Source organism: Mesorhizobium sp. M0618 (assembly GCF_040320765.1).
In the GTDB taxonomy this organism is placed as follows: Bacteria; Pseudomonadota; Alphaproteobacteria; order Rhizobiales; family Rhizobiaceae; genus Mesorhizobium.
On the sequence record NZ_JAMYQH010000044.1, the window covers coordinates 18,224 to 32,126 of the forward strand.

A 13,903-nucleotide genomic window follows, 5' to 3' on the forward strand; every position below is an offset into this window, starting at 1 on the left:
CGGCCCAAGCGGTCGCGTTGAGAAAAATGGCGGTCGCGTTTAACAATGCCGGAGTGCGGCGACCGCACTCCGGCAGATCAGTGCCTCTCACAAAGGCACATCCTGGTTGAAAATGGGGTATCGCTACGATTGCGCCGGTGCAGCGAAGCGATCGATCACCTCAGTCAGGGGGACGTGGCCAAGGCAGGCGCCAGAACCGGCGGGTTGTTCGCCATCCTCGACAGCCAGGGCATAACGCACGGCCGGATCGGCTTCGATGCGAAGGCGCAATCCGGCCAGCTTGGGATAGGCAGCGCCGTCGATCGCCTGGTGAAATTCCGCCCAGCGTGCCACGCCGATCAGCGTGGTATCGGCAAGAGTCAGCCCGTCGCCGACCAGGAAATCCGTACCGGCGATCATCGCCTCGAGCCGATCATGACGTTCCGCAACGGCCTTGCGGCCGAACTCCCGCAAGGTCGCCTTCAGCGCGGGTTCATCCGCCGCCATTTCCAATGCCACCCAGAGCGGGCTGAAGGCGGCGGTGAAACCGGTGTTCACGAAGGCCATCAACTGGTGCATGCGGTCGGCTTGCGGCGTGCGCGGTTCGAAGCTGATGCGACGCTGTGTGTCGCGGGCTTCGAGCCATGCGGCGATGGCCATTGTCTCGGTGAGCACCCGGCCTTCGTCGGTGATCAGCACCGGCGTTTCCTGACGGTCGTTGATGCTGGCATAGGCATCGTTTTTCATCTCGGTGAGCATGTCGACGCGGCACAGGCGATAGGGTTGCCCGACGCGTTCGAAGGCAGCGACGAGCCCCATCGAGCTTCCCGCCGGGAAGCCATAAAGCAGGATAGGTTCCATTTGTTTTCTTCCGTGATTGAGGAGATCACGCCGCGCAGCGAAACTTGACCCTAAACGCTGGTCGTCCCATGTAAATTACGCACAATTCTGTAACCAGGATCCGCCCATGAAAGACGTCGTCTCACGCTGCCCGATCGAAGAGACCATGCGCGTGCTCAGCGGCCGCTGGCCCACGCTGCTGCTCTATTATCTGAAGGACGGGACCAAGCGGTTCAGTGACCTGAGACGCGACAACCCCACCGTGTCGCACCGCATTCTGGCTCTGGAACTGCGCAAGCTCGAGGACGCCGGTATCGTGAGGCGAACGGCCCGCTCGGGCTATCCGCTGCGGGTCGACTATGACCTCACGGCGCCTGGCCGCAAGCTTGTACCGCTCATCGACGCGCTGGGCTCGTGGTGGGTGCATACGGAAGACGACCGGATGCGCGGTTCCTCGGACGCAGATCTCGATACTGCCGCCTAACATCTTCGATTTTCGCCGCCCTGCCCGGCAAAAGCCATGATCGACGTTATCTCAGGGGCATGACCATAGCGAAAATCGAAACCTACCCGATGCCGAATCTGAACAGGCGCATGGTGTTGACCGGCCTCGCCGCCCTAGCGGGACTCGCCGCCTGCAGCACTGTTTCACTGCCAACCGGCGAAGGCGCCGGGGTCTCCTCCTCCGCCACCGGCACGCTGGCCAGTATCCGCGCCTCGGCCGGGCTGGCGCCGATGGTCCCCGACCGGCAGCTCGAACAGGCCGCCCTGCAGCAGGCCGGCTACATGGCGCAGCGCCGCCGCATGAGCCACACCACCGGCTGGGGCAAGGATTTCGCCTCGCGCGTCAGGGACAATCGAATTTCCGGTGCCGCGGCGGAGAACATCGCCGAGGGCCGTTTCGATCTTGAGAAGCTGTTCGACATCTGGGTGCATTCGCCCGGCCATCGCCGCAACATGCTCGACCCGCGCTTCACCCGCTTCGGCCTTGCCTATGTGCGCGACGGCGGCGACAGCAAGCTCCGTTACTGGAGCCTGGTGCTCGGGAAATAGGATGGAAAGCTAGTCCATATGCGCTGCCGGCGCGCCGCCGGCAGGCGCCTGCTTCGGCTTGCGCAGCAGGAAAACAAACGGAATGGCAAGCAGCGTCATCACCATGAGCATTTTGAAGTCATTGACGTAGGAGATCATCATCGCCTGGAGATTGACCATGCGATCGACCTGTGAGAGCGCCATGGGATCGCCGCTCGCGGCGGCTGGAGAGACCGCCCACAGATTCGGATTGAATGGGTTGATGAAGGCCGAAAGCTCGGTGTGGTTGACCTGCGTGTTGCGCACCATCAGAACCGTCACGACCGACACGCCGATGGATGAGCCAAGATTGCGCACCAGGCTGAACAAAGCCGTGGCATCGGTGCGGAAGCGCACGTCAAGCGTGGCGAAGGCGACGGTCGACAGCGGCACGAACACCATTCCCATCCCCAGGCCCTGGATGACGCCGGAGCTGAGGATCAGCCAATTGTCCATCTGTGGCGTGAAGCTGGACATGGTGTAGAGCGATTGCGCCGTGAGCAGAAAGCCGATGACGACAAGAATCCTGGCGTCGATCCTGCTCATGAGCCGCCCGACGACAAGCATCGAAATCATGGTGCCGACACCGCGCGGCCCCAACACGACACCGATGGTGACGGTCGGATAGCCGAAGATGGTCGACAGCATCGGCGGCAGCAGCGACATCGAGGCCAGGATCAGCACGCCCATGACGAAGATGAATGCCAGCCCGGTCACGAAATTGCGGTCGAGGAAGATCTTGGGATCGATGAAAGGACGTTCCCCCGTCAGCGTGTGGATGATGAACACCCAGAATCCGGTGATCGAAAGAGCAAGCTCGATCCAGATCTCGACCGAGGAAAACCAGTCGACCTCGCCGCCGCGGTCGAGCAGCAACTGCAGCGCACCGACACCGAGCGATAACATGGCGAAGCCGAAGAAATCGAAGCTGCGCACTCGCCGGGCAACCGCCGGCAGATAGGCGGCCATACCGAGGAAGGCGATGATGCCGACCGGCAGGTTGATGAAGAACACCCAGCGCCAGTTGAAATTTTCGGTCAGCCAGCCGCCGAGCGTCGGACCCAGGATTGGCCCCAGCATGATGCCGGCGCCCCAGATGGCCATTGCCTGGCCGTGGCGCTCCCTGGGGTTGATGTCGAGCAGGAAGGTTTGCGACAGTGGCACGATGGCGGCGCCGAACACGCCTTGCATCAGCCGGAAGAACACTATGCTCTCCAGGCTCCAGGCGATACCGCACAGCATCGAAAACACGGTGAAACCGACAACCGCCCCCAGGAACAGTTCCTTGCGGCCGAAGCGATCGGCCAGCCAGCCGGTGACCGGCGTCATGATGGCGGCGGCAACGATGTAGGAGGTCAGCACCCAGTTGATGTTGTCGGGTGAGGCGCCGAGATCGCCGGTCATGGTCGGCAGCGCGACGTTGGCGATCGTCGTGTCGAGCGCCTGCATGATCGTCGCCAGCATGAGCGCGACCGTGATCAGGCCGCGATGCGGCACTTCTTTGAAGGGTTCGGGCGTGCTCATGGCATGAAACTTCCAGCAGGTAACAAAAACGTGTACAAGGGGTTTCCGGGCGGCAACGCCTTCCGTTGAGAGACCCTCGTCGCCGTGGGACGCGATTGTCGATGTGGGGGTTACATCGACTGAAAGTCTCTGATGAGCGGATGCCTGCCGCCCGGAAACATGAGGACCGACGGGTCCGCGTCGGAGATTTCAGATTTCGGCCAGGCCGCTACGCGGCGCGCCCAAACGCTGATCCTCCAGCTCCTCCCATCAGACCAATCCTGCTATTCACCTCCGCCGCTGGTCCTGCGGCATTCTGACGTTACTGCGCGGCCTCGCCAGCCGTGGCGTGACCGAAGATCGAAGGCAGGCCACGCGCCACGCCGGTGTCGACGGTAACGGTGGCGCTCATGCCGGTGCGCAACGCCATCTTGGCGTCCGCATCGGTCAATTCGAGACGAACCGGGATGCGCTGCGTGACCTTGACCCAGTTGCCGGTGGCATTCTGGGCTGGCAGCAGTGAGAACTCGGCTCCCGTGCCGGCGCCGATCGCCTTGACCGTCGCCTCGAAGGTGCGCCCTGGATAGGTGTCGACCACGATCTCGGCCTTCTGGCCGGGCTTCATGTGGGTGAGCTGCGTTTCCTTGAAATTGGCATCGATCCAGGTGTCGCCGGTCTCGACCAGTGAAAACAGCGGCGTGCCGGAACCGACATACTGGCCGACCTTGAACGACGAGGCCTGGCTGACGATGCCGTCCGCCGGCGCCTTGACCGTGGTCTGCGCCAGGTCGTAGGCCGCCTTGTCGCGCGCGGCGAGCGCGGCCATCACGGTCGGGTGCTTGTCGGTCTCGATATCGGGATTGCCGCCAAGGGCTGCCTTGGCGCTGATGATGCCTTGCTCGGCAACGGCCAGCTGCTGCTTGGCCTTGTCGAGATCGTTCTTGGCCTCGTCCAGCGACGATTTGGCGTTGATGCCCTTCTGGGCAAGATCGGCGGCGCGGTCGAACTGCGACTGGGCGAAGACGACCTGGCTGGCATCGGACTTCTGCTGAGCCATCGACTGGCCATAGGCCGCGCGCAGCTGCTCGACATTGAGACGCGCGCCCGCCACCGCCGCGTCGGCCTGCGCCAGCGCGATCCGGTATGGCTCGGGGTCGATGGCAAAGAGCTCGTCACCCTGCTTGACCAGCTGGTTATCGAAGATGTCGACCTTGACGATGCGGCCTGCCGTGTCGGAAGCGATCGACACCTTGGCCTGCTGCAGGTTGGCGTTCTCGGTCTCTTGGTAGCGGCCGCCGGTGACCCAGACGTAGCCGCCGCCGACAGCGAGTGCCGCGGGCAGCGCAACCATCAGCAGAAGGCGGCCCAGCCGGCGATTTTTCTTCACCGGCGCCGAGGCCGGCTGCACTGGGGGAGCAACCGCCAACGGGGCCGCGGCCGGCTGCGCCTGCGCTTCCATCTCCAGTTCGGTCGTGTTCTTGTCTATCTTGGCCACCGCGTTCATGCTGCTGCGCCTTCTGTATTCTTCACTTTTTCAATGGACGGCGTCTCGTCGTCGGTCAGGTTGCGGACCATCGCCTCGAGCCCTTCGACGAGGACGCGACGGGCTTCCGGCTTCACGCCGACCAGCGATTCCTCATAGACTTCTCCGGCAATGCTCTTGATCACGGCGTAGGCATCGCTTGCCTTGGGCGTCAGGAAGATCATGCGGACGCGACGATCGGCGGCGTCGGCACGACGCTCGATCCAGCCTCCCTCCTCCATGCGGTCGACCAGGCGCGAAACGCTGATCGGCTCGATTTCGAGAAGTTCGGCCAGCCGTGCCTGCGCGACGCCGTCTTCCTTGGCAACGCGGACCAGAAGCCGCCATTGCGCCGAAGAAAGCCCCAAGCCACTGGCCCTCGCCTCGAAGCGCTTGCGCATCAGGCGCTGCACGTCGTGGATCAAGAAGCCCAATCTGTCGATGCCATCGGAAACCATGAGCGGGATATATAATAAGCGTGCTCACTATTCAAGATGCCGCGTTGCATAAGAAGCCGGCAGATATGCACGACAGTCATGCGATGCAGGCATGGTTACCGATTGGTGATCGCCTGTCGCCATGCCAGCCGGCTTCGCCGCTCCGCCACGTCATGCTGGTCGGGTGTGACATATTGATGTACAGCCGTTGGTCAGGATCGGGGGATCACGAAAATGCCGACGCTCTACGCTCTCAAGCCGGCTTTCCAGGGACGGCTGCGGCCGCTGGTCAATCGGCTGGCGGCAATCGGGGTCACCGCAAACAGCATAACCATCCTGGCGGCCGTGATGTCGATAACCGCCGGCGCGGCCATTGCGATCTGGCACGAATGGCGCTGGCTGCTGTTGCTGATCCCCGCGGTGATGTTCGTGCGCATGGCGCTGAATGCCGTGGATGGCATGCTGGCGCGGGAACATGGGCAGGCGTCGACGCTCGGCATGTATCTGAACGAGTTGTGCGACGTCGTTTCAGACCTCGCGCTGATTCTTCCTTTTGCCGTCTTTCCGGAGTTTGGCGCATGGGGCGTCATCGCCTTCGCGATATCGGCCGTGCTGACCGAGTTCGCCGGCGTGCTCGGCATCGCCGCCAAGGTCGGACGCAACTATGCCGGGCCGTTCGGCAAGAGCGACAGGGCGCTGGCACTGGGTGTGGTCGCCGTGCTGTGCGCCGCCGGGCTGTGGCCGGCATCCATCGCGCCATTTGTGTTTCCGGCCATGGCAACGCTTTCGCTGCTGACCGCCATAAACCGGATACGCGCTGGCCTTATTGGCAGCGCCAGCTGAGCATCGAGGCTCGCCATGCCGCCATTGGGCCGCCAGAGGGAAAAGACCATGATGCACGAACCGATCGCCGCCGCGGCCACGCAAAGCCTTGCGCGGCAAGCGCAGGAGCGGGTCTTCCGCAGCCATGACGGGGCGGAGATCTTCTACCGATTCTGGCCTGCGGCTTCGGCCGATGCCAAAGGCGCGGTGGTGCTCTTCCATCGCGGCCACGAGCATGGCGGCCGCATGGCCCATCTCGTCGATGAATTGCGGATGCCGGACCACGCCTTCTATGCCTGGGACGCCCGCGGCAATGGCCGCTCATCCGGCGAGCGCGGCTATGCCCCGTACTTCTCGGCGCTGGTGCGCGACATCGACTGCTTCATGCGCGAGATTGCAGCCAGGGATGGCGTCGCCACTGGGGATATCGCGCTGATCGCGCAGTCCTTCGGCGCCGTGCTCGCCGCCGCCTGGGTGCATGACTATGCGCCGAAGCTGCGCGCCATGGTGCTGGCTTCACCGGCCTTCTCGGTGAAACTCTACGTACCCTTCGCCAAGGAGGGCATCGCGCTCTGGCAGAAGATCAAGGGCCGCTTTTTCGTCAATTCCTACGTCAAGGCGAAATTCCTGACCCATGATCCTGTGCGCATCGCCTCCTTCGAGAGCGATCCGCTGATCGCGCGGCCGATCGCTTCCAACATCCTGGTCGAACTCTACCAGCATGCCGCACGCATCGTCGCTGACGCCCGCGCCATCAGCGTGCCGACCCAGCTTCTGCTCTCGGGCAGCGACTGGGTGGTGCGCCACGGCCCGCAGCACGAGTTCTTCGTCAATCTCGGCAGCCGCGCCAAGGAACGCCATGTGCTGCCGGGCTTCTTTCACGACACGCTGGGCGAACGCGACCGGGCGCAGGCCCTCGAGCTGATCCGGCCGTTCCTGGCCAGGCAGTTCGCGGCACCGGACGCGCCGGTCGACCTGAAGCAGGCGGATATTGCGGGCTACACCCGCGACGAGGCCGACAGGCTTGCCTCGCCGCTCGATCTGTTGTCGCCCAAAGGTCTCTATTGGGCATTCAGCCGTGCCTCCATCCGCATGGGCGCCTGGGTCTCGCAGGGCATGAAGACCGGCATCGCCACCGGCTTCGATTCCGGCTCGACGCTGGATTACGTCTACGAGAACGACGCGCGGGGTCTTACACCTCTTGGCCGCGTCGTCGACCGCATTTTCCTGGAAGCCATCGGCTGGCGCGGCATCCGCCAGCGCAAGCTGCATCTCGAAGAGCTCATCGGCTCTTGCCTGGCGACGCTCAAGGCCGCTGGTCGGCCGGCGCACATTCTCGACATCGCCGCCGGCCATGGCCGCTATGTTCTCGATGCCATCGCGAAGAGCCCCGACCAGCCAGCGAGCGTTCGCCTGCAGGATTATTCCGACCTCAACGTCCAGCTTGGCCGCAAGCTGATCGCTGAGCGGCAATTGCCGGCTGATGTCTCGTTCCAGCGTGCGGACGCTTTCGATGCCGACATGCTCGCCGGCGCCGATCCAGCGCCCGACCTCGCCATCGTTTCCGGCCTTTACGAGCTGTTCTCGGACAATGCGATGATCGCCCGCTCGCTCGGTGGGCTCGCCCGCGCCATGCAGCCGGGAAGCCTTTTGCTCTACACCAACCAGCCCTGGCACCCGCAGCTCGAGATGATCGCACGCAGCCTGACCTCGCATCGCGGCGGCGAGGCCTGGGTCATGCGGCGTCGCACGCAAGGCGAGATGGACCAGCTCGTCGAAGCCGCCGGTTTCGAAAAGCTCGACCAGCGCATCGACCAATGGGGCATCTTCACCGTCTCGGTCGCGCGGCGCCGCTGAACAGCATGGTCTCATCGCCTGCATCCACCGCGCGCGCCGAGCCTTATGGACGGGTGGTCGTCAGGGCAGCCCTGTGGCTGGCCTTGCTGGCACCGTTCTTCTATCTCAGCTACGGCTTCGCCAACTGGCTGGCGTCGCGGCGCGACGATGTCGGCAGCATCGTGTTCTCCTGGGAACACAGCATCCCGTTCGTCGCCTGGACCATCGTGCCCTACTGGTCGATCAACCTGTTCTACGGCCTGTCGCTGCTGCTCAACGACAACAGGCAAGGGGTCGACCGCCTGGCCGGGCGTTATCTCACCGCGCAAGTCGTCGCCGTTGCCTGCTTCATCCTGTTCCCGCTGACCGCGACATTCGTGCGGCCGGCGACGACCGGCCTGCCCGGCTTCCTGTTTGCCGTGCTCGGCGGTTTCGACAAGCCGTTCAACCAGGCGCCCTCGCTGCACATCGCCCTTCTGGTGATCATCTGGGATCATTGGCGCCGTCGGCTCGGCGGTTTTCTCCTGGCGCTCTGGCACGGCTGGTGCTTCCTGATCGGCGCCTCGGTGCTGACGACCTGGCAGCATCATTTCATCGACATCCCGACCGGCGCGCTGCTCGGATTCTTTGCGTTGTGGCTGTTTCCGCGCAGCGGCGCGTTGCCGTTTTCAGGCTTCCGGCTAACCAGCGATGTGCAAGCGCGGCGGCTGGCGCGGTTCTATGCGCTGGGCGCCGTGCTCGCGCTGGCGGGCGCCGCGCTCGGTGCATTCGTTTGCGCTGTCGCCCTCTTCCTGCTTTGGCCGGCTTTGGCGCTGGCCATCGTCGCCCTCGCCTATGCAGGGGCAGGCGAAAAAGTGTTCCAGAAATCCGCCGATGGCAGCATCACGCTTGCAAGCCGTGTCCTGCTCTTGCCTTACCGTCTCGGCGCCAGGGCAAACATATGGGCCTGGACGCGCAAACTTGCTCCCCAGGTGGCGATTGCCGATGGCGTCTTTCTCGGGCGCTTTCCCACTACACGCGAGGCCAACGGCTTCGGCACGGTCATCGACCTTGCCGCCGAACTTGAAAGACCGGCGGCACCCGATTGCCGCTGGATCAGCTTTCCGATGATCGACCTGTTGCCGCCGCCCGTGTCGGTACAGCAACAGGCAGCCGGCGCGCTGGAAAGCGCGCGCCGGGATGGCACCGTGCTGGTGTGCTGCGCGCTCGGCTTCCAGCGCAGCGCCGGCGTCGTCGCCGAATGGCTTGTGGCGACCGACAGAGCCAGGACGCCGGCGCTTGCCCGCGAGATGCTGATGGGAGCCGGCCGGCCGGTCCATCTTGCCGAAGCCACGGATCCGGTAGCGTCATGACCGGCAATGCCTATCAGGACCGCACCGACCGCTTCGCCGGCATGCTGATGCGGCAGGCAGGGTGGCCGGCCGCAATCGTGGTGGCCGCGAATATCCTTGCGCCGCTGGCTGCCTCGACGCGCGGCGCTTTCGAAAACTTGCCCGCGGCCGTTGCTTTGTCGATCACCGCCGCGAGCGCGGTGGCGGTGCTGATGCTGTCGACACTGCTGGCGTTTGACGCGCTGCTGTTCCGGATCATGGCCAGCCATGATGACGAAGCTTCCGGCGGTGCCGCAGTGGACGACATGCTGGCGCGCATGCGCCTGAAAACGGCCCCGTCCGCGACACGTTCGCTTGATGACCGCATGGCCGGCACGCGTCGTCTGCTGCTCAAGCAGCGTGCCGCCCTGGCTCTGTTTGCCGCAGCACTTCTGGCGGCAGGGTTTTGGGCGCCGCGATGAACAGGCTTTCGCTCAAGACCTTCACCTTGCTGCAGACGGTAACCTCCGTCGGCCTGTCGGCGCTGGCCCGGATGGTAACCGGGGTGCGGCCGATCTGGAACGGCAGCCTGCCCTCCGACCGCCAGCGCATCTATTTCGCCAACCACACCAGCCATGGCGACTTCATCCTTTTGTCGGCCTGCCTCAGCGAAAGGGAGCGCGCGATCACCCATGCTGTTGCCGCAGGCGAATATTGGGGGAAGTCGCGGCTGCGCCGCTTCATCGCGCAGGACATGCTGTCGTCGGTGCTGATCAACCGGCAGTGGACGAGACCTGAGGAAAATCCGATCGAGATCATGCTGTCGGTTCTCGACCAGGGGCACTCGCTGATCCTGTTTCCCGAAGGCACACGCAACATGACCGAAGAGCCGCTGCTGGCATTCCGCTCCGGGCTCTACAATCTGTCGACGGCGCGGCCTGAGGTCGAGCTGATCCCGTGCTGGATCGAGAACATGTCGCGCGTGCTGCCCAAAGGCCAATTCCTGCCGGTGCCGCTGCTGTGCCGCGTCGTCTTCGGCCCGCCGGTGGCGATCGGTCCGGGCGAAGAACGCCGCGCCTTCCTCGAACGCGCCCACGCCACGCTTCTGGCGCTCAACCCGCGTCCCGAGCGAGACGATTGATGCGCCACGAGATCTCCATCCTGATCATTGGCCTGCTGGCGGTTTTGACCACCGCCAGCATCGTTGCCGCCATACTTTGCGCGCGGGCGCCAAAGCCGCTTAGCTCGACGCTGGTCAATCTGACCCAGCGCATCAACGCCTGGTGGGTGATGGTGGCGCTGATGACGGTCGCATTTTTCTTCGGCCGTTACGGGATGACCATCCTGTTCGCGCTGATCTCCTTCGCCGCGCTGCGCGAATTCGTGACGCTGACGCATACGCGCCGCAGCGACCATTGGGTGCTGCTCGGCATGTTCGGCATCATCATCCCGTTTCAGTACTGGCTGGTGTGGACCGCCTGGTACGGGCTCTTCGTCATCTTCATTCCGGTCTATTGCTTCCTGCTGATGCCGGCCATCACGGCGCTGCATGGCGACACGGAACGCTTCCTCGAGCGGATCGCCGCGCAACAATGGGCGGTGATGATCTCGGTCTATTGCGTCAGCCACGTCCCTGCCCTGCTGACACTCGACGTGCCGGGCTTCGAAGGCCGCACCCTGCTGCTGATCGCCTTTCTCATCATCGTCGTGCAAGGCAGCGACGTGCTGCAATACATCTTCGGCAAGCTGTTTGGAAAACACCGTTTCTCGCCGAACGTCTCGCCGTCGAAAACCTGGGAAGGCCTGATCGGCGGACTGGTGTCGGCGAGCCTGCTCGGCGCGCTGCTATCGTTCGTGACACCCTTCTCGCCGCTGCAGGCAGCAGCCGTGGCCTTCGTCGCCTGCTCGATGGGATTTCTCGGCGGGCTGGTCGCCTCGGCCATCAAGCGCGATCAGGGCGTCAAGGACTGGGGCCATCTCATCGAAGGCCATGGCGGCATGATGGACCGCACCGACAGCCTGGTCTTCGCCGCCCCGGTGTTCTTCCACATCGTGCGCTATTTCTGGACCGTGTGATCCGGCGATCTGTTGCCGCGCCCAAAGCGGTTGCGGATGAGCATGGTGACGACCAGAAACCACGCTATTTAGCGCGTTTCCTGACATACAGTTCCAGCTTGTGGCGGACGATCTCGAAGCCAAGCTCCGACGCTATCTCGGCCTGCAGTTTCTCGATTTTGTCGGAACGGAACTCGATCACCTGACCGGTGTCGAGGTCGATGAGATGGTCGTGATGTTCACGGTCCGCGTTTTCGAACCGGGCGCGGCCCTCGTCGAAGGCATGACGCTGGATGGCGCCTTTCTCCTCCAGGAGCCGCAACGTCCGGTAGACGGTCGACAAGGAAATGCTGCCGTCGATCTGGTGGGCACGAGAATACAATTCGTTCGCGTCCGGATGGTCATGCGCATCCGCCAGCAGCCGCAAGATCACCTTGCGTTGTTCAGTCATCCGGACACCGGCGGCTTTCAAATTGCTCCGGAATCGCTCGAAAAGGTCGTTGTCCGCTTTCATCCGTCATACTTAGCCGCGTTGCCACGCGACTGCAATTAGCTACTTGCAAATCAGTTGCAACTGCAATATCAGATGCAAATCACTTGCATTAGCATGACGTGAGCAGCGCATGGGCGACGATCAACTCCAGTCGAAAGGCATCCGATGACTGTTTCTGCTTCCCCAACCCGCAGGACGATGCTGCGGGCGCTTGGCGGCCTTGTGGCCATCGGTTTTGCGACGATGGCGAGCCTCGTTCCGGTCATGGCACAGGAGACTCAGCCTTCGGCAGGGAAGGTTCTGCGCGTCGTGACGACGTTCACGATCATCCAGGATATCGCGCAAAACGTGGCCGGGAACGCGGCAATCGTAGAGTCGGTGACCAAGCCCGGCGCTGAAATCCACGATTATCAGCCGACGCCGCTCGACGTGGTGAGGGCGCAATCGGCCGACCTCGTGCTCTGGAACGGCATGAACCTCGAACGCTGGTTCGAGAAATTCTTCGACAACGTGAAGAACGTGCCGAGTGCCGTCGTCACGGAGGGCATAGAGCCGATGGGGATCAAGGAGGGACCTTACGAAGGCAAGCCCAATCCGCATGCGTGGATGTCGCCGAAGAACGCCCTCATCTATGTCGAGAACATCCGCAAGGCGCTGTCCAAGGCGGATCCGGCAAACGCCCCGGTCTATGCCGCCAATGCCGCCGCCTATTCGGAAAAGATCAAGGCAATCGACGAGCCCATGCGCAAGCGCCTGTCGGCGATCCCCACGGACCAACGCTGGCTGGTTACAAGCGAAGGCGCTTTCAGCTACCTGGCACGCGACTTCGACCTGCGCGAAGCCTATCTGTGGCCGATCAACGCCGACCAGCAAGGCACCCCGCAACAGGCGCGCAAGCTGATCGACCTGGTGCGCGAGAACAAGATTCCGGTGGTGTTCAGCGAAAGCACCATTTCCGACAAGGCGGCCAAGCAAGTCGCGCGCGAAACCGGAGCCACCTATGGAGGCGTTCTCTACGTCGATTCGCTGAGCGAGGAAGACGGCCTGGTTCCGACCTATCTGAAGCTTCTCGAAACCACCGTCGAGACGATCGTCCAGGGGTTCGGCGGGTGACCGGGGTTCGCACCGCGCTCGCTCCGGACAGCAGCCATGATCGAACATCGACCGGTAGCGGCCGGGTCGTTGCCTCCATCGACGTGGACGACGTCACCGTCAGCTATTCAAGCGGGGTCACGGCCGTACACTCCGCCTCTTTCAGGCTCGGCGCCTCCACCATCTGCGCGCTGGTCGGCGTCAACGGCTCCGGCAAATCGACGCTGTTCAAGGCGCTGATGGGCTTCCTGACGCCGTCGACAGGAACAGTGCTTATCGCCGGATTGCCCGTCCACGCAGCGCTGAAGCGCGGCCTAGTCGCGTATGTGCCGCAGAGCGAGGATGTCGACTGGAACTTTCCGGTGCTGGTGGAAGATGTCGTCATGATGGGCCGCTACGGCCACATGAATTTTCTGCGTATCCCAGGCAGAGCCGATCGCATGGCGGTCGACGCGGCACTGGAACGGGTCGGCATGACCGATTTTCGCAAGCGCCAGATCGGCGAACTGAGCGGCGGCCAGAAGAAGCGTGTGTTCCTGGCGCGCGCTCTGGCGCAGGGCGGCGAAATCATCCTGCTCGACGAGCCGTTCACCGGCGTCGACGTGCAGACCGAAGCAGCGATCATCGATCTCCTTCGGTCGATGCGCGACGACGGCAAGCTGATGTTGGTGTCGACGCACAATCTCGGCAGCATCGTCAATTTCTGCGACCATGTCGTCATCTTCAACAAGACGGTGCTGGCCTTCGGACCAACAGAGACAACGTTTACGCAAGCCAATCTTGCGAAAGCTTTTGGCGGCGTGCTGAGGCATCTGCGCCTCGGCGGCGCCGATCTTCATGACGACCCCGACGCTCGCCACCTGACCGTGCTGACCGATGACGAGCGTCCTCTGGTGCTTACGGCGAGCGGGATCAAGAGAAGATGATGAAGCCCGACAGCGGA

General features: G+C 63.4%; 15 protein-coding genes. 10 read left to right on the forward strand and 5 right to left on the reverse strand.

Translation table 11 applies throughout. From position 1 onward, the window contains the following. Positions 1-123: 123 nt before the first annotated feature. Complete coding sequence (locus NKJ04_RS30920) at positions 124-840, reverse strand: glutathione S-transferase family protein (protein ID WP_352442471.1); 717 nt, start codon at positions 838-840, stop codon at positions 124-126. 106 nt (positions 841-946) lie between these two features. Here NKJ04_RS30920 and NKJ04_RS30925 point away from each other — a divergent pair, with 106 nt between their 5' ends. Both NKJ04_RS30925 and NKJ04_RS30930 read left to right on the forward strand, forming a co-directional pair. After that, positions 947-1,303 (forward strand): winged helix-turn-helix transcriptional regulator, encoded by a 357-nt coding sequence (locus NKJ04_RS30925; protein ID WP_352442472.1) that lies wholly within the window; start codon positions 947-949, stop codon positions 1,301-1,303. A gap of 59 nt (positions 1,304-1,362) precedes the next feature. Beyond that, positions 1,363-1,872 (forward strand): CAP domain-containing protein, encoded by a 510-nt coding sequence (locus NKJ04_RS30930; protein WP_023813529.1) that lies wholly within the window; start codon positions 1,363-1,365, stop codon positions 1,870-1,872. 9 nt (positions 1,873-1,881) lie between these two features. Here NKJ04_RS30930 and NKJ04_RS30935 read toward each other — a convergent pair whose 3' ends face one another. The 3 genes from NKJ04_RS30935 to NKJ04_RS30945 form a co-directional block, all read right to left on the reverse strand. Beyond that, positions 1,882-3,414: a DHA2 family efflux MFS transporter permease subunit gene (locus NKJ04_RS30935; RefSeq protein WP_352679459.1), complete on the reverse strand. Its 1,533-nt coding sequence runs from the start codon at positions 3,412-3,414 to the stop codon at positions 1,882-1,884. A 301-nt stretch (positions 3,415-3,715) separates the two neighbouring features. Continuing rightward, on the reverse strand, positions 3,716-4,897 hold the full coding sequence (locus tag NKJ04_RS30940) for an HlyD family secretion protein (RefSeq protein WP_352553895.1): 1,182 nt from the start codon (positions 4,895-4,897) through the stop codon (positions 3,716-3,718). After that, entirely contained in the window at positions 4,894-5,373 is a 480-nt protein-coding gene (locus NKJ04_RS30945) for a MarR family winged helix-turn-helix transcriptional regulator (protein ID WP_023813527.1), read from the reverse strand. The genes NKJ04_RS30940 and NKJ04_RS30945 overlap by 4 nt, the downstream gene beginning before the upstream one ends. Positions 5,374-5,586: 213 nt before the next feature. Here NKJ04_RS30945 and NKJ04_RS30950 point away from each other — a divergent pair, with 213 nt between their 5' ends. Genes NKJ04_RS30950 through NKJ04_RS30975 form a run of 6 tightly spaced genes read left to right on the forward strand, consistent with a single transcriptional unit; the run spans position 5,587 to position 11,396 of the window. After that, on the forward strand, positions 5,587-6,195 hold the full coding sequence (locus tag NKJ04_RS30950; RefSeq protein ID WP_352629679.1) for a CDP-alcohol phosphatidyltransferase family protein: 609 nt from the start codon (positions 5,587-5,589) through the stop codon (positions 6,193-6,195). 51 nt (positions 6,196-6,246) lie between these two features. Continuing rightward, complete coding sequence (locus tag NKJ04_RS30955) at positions 6,247-8,031, forward strand: bifunctional alpha/beta hydrolase/class I SAM-dependent methyltransferase (RefSeq protein WP_502897994.1); 1,785 nt, start codon at positions 6,247-6,249, stop codon at positions 8,029-8,031. Positions 8,032-8,036: 5 nt separating this feature from the next. Next, complete coding sequence (locus NKJ04_RS30960) at positions 8,037-9,362, forward strand: phosphatase PAP2/dual specificity phosphatase family protein (RefSeq protein ID WP_352679466.1); 1,326 nt, start codon at positions 8,037-8,039, stop codon at positions 9,360-9,362. Then, the gene (locus tag NKJ04_RS30965; protein WP_023813523.1) at positions 9,359-9,802 is read left to right on the forward strand and encodes a hypothetical protein; all 444 of its coding nucleotides are present in this window, start codon (positions 9,359-9,361) and stop codon (positions 9,800-9,802) included. The genes NKJ04_RS30960 and NKJ04_RS30965 overlap by 4 nt, the downstream gene beginning before the upstream one ends. Then, complete coding sequence (locus NKJ04_RS30970) at positions 9,799-10,461, forward strand: lysophospholipid acyltransferase family protein (protein WP_031213680.1); 663 nt, start codon at positions 9,799-9,801, stop codon at positions 10,459-10,461. The genes NKJ04_RS30965 and NKJ04_RS30970 overlap by 4 nt, the downstream gene beginning before the upstream one ends. Next, positions 10,461-11,396 (forward strand): phosphatidate cytidylyltransferase, encoded by a 936-nt coding sequence (locus tag NKJ04_RS30975; protein WP_352679470.1) that lies wholly within the window; start codon positions 10,461-10,463, stop codon positions 11,394-11,396. Before NKJ04_RS30970 ends, NKJ04_RS30975 begins: the two co-directional genes overlap by 1 nt. A gap of 64 nt (positions 11,397-11,460) precedes the next feature. Here NKJ04_RS30975 and NKJ04_RS30980 read toward each other — a convergent pair whose 3' ends face one another. Then, positions 11,461-11,889 carry a Fur family transcriptional regulator gene (locus tag NKJ04_RS30980; RefSeq protein WP_023813521.1) on the reverse strand — a complete coding sequence of 143 codons (429 nt, stop codon included), beginning with the start codon at positions 11,887-11,889 and terminating at the stop codon, positions 11,461-11,463. A 177-nt stretch (positions 11,890-12,066) separates the two neighbouring features. On the opposite strand from NKJ04_RS30980, the gene NKJ04_RS30985 reads away from it, so the two are divergent. Both NKJ04_RS30985 and NKJ04_RS30990 read left to right on the forward strand, forming a co-directional pair. Beyond that, positions 12,067-12,981: a metal ABC transporter substrate-binding protein gene (locus NKJ04_RS30985; RefSeq protein WP_502897995.1), complete on the forward strand. Its 915-nt coding sequence runs from the start codon at positions 12,067-12,069 to the stop codon at positions 12,979-12,981. A gap of 77 nt (positions 12,982-13,058) precedes the next feature. Continuing rightward, complete coding sequence (locus NKJ04_RS30990) at positions 13,059-13,886, forward strand: manganese/iron ABC transporter ATP-binding protein (protein WP_352679507.1); 828 nt, start codon at positions 13,059-13,061, stop codon at positions 13,884-13,886. Positions 13,887-13,903: the final 17 nt, after the last annotated feature.